Below are 257 nucleotides of genomic sequence, written 5' to 3'. Positions count from 1 at the left end.
CACCGAGACCCGGGACAGGCCGACCTTGCGCGCGAGGCCGGCGACCGAGATGCCTTGGTCGTCGCCGCGTTGCACGACCTGCCGGACCTGCTCCATGGCCTCGGCGCGCTCGGCGTCGGCGGCGGCCAGACGCTGGCCAGCTGCCTCGAGCTCGGCGCCCAGCTGCGGGTCGATCACGTCAACGCGGGGCATCACGCACCGCCTGGCCAACGGCGACCACGGTCAGGGCTGCCCACGCGACCCATACGGGCCATGGC

At 74.3% G+C, this 257-nt stretch carries 1 protein-coding gene; it reads right to left on the bottom strand.

Going from position 1 to position 257, the window contains the following annotated elements:
- On the bottom strand, positions 1-192 hold a 192-nt coding region (locus tag D9V37_RS20335), incomplete at its 3' end, for a hypothetical protein (RefSeq protein ID WP_198412692.1).
- Positions 193-257: the final 65 nt, after the last annotated feature.

Source organism: Nocardioides mangrovicus (assembly GCF_003674065.1).
Classification (GTDB): domain Bacteria; phylum Actinomycetota; class Actinomycetes; order Propionibacteriales; family Nocardioidaceae; genus Marmoricola; species Marmoricola mangrovicus.
Note: the sequence above shows the minus strand (reverse complement) of the source record. Positions and strands in the feature narration are given on the sequence as shown.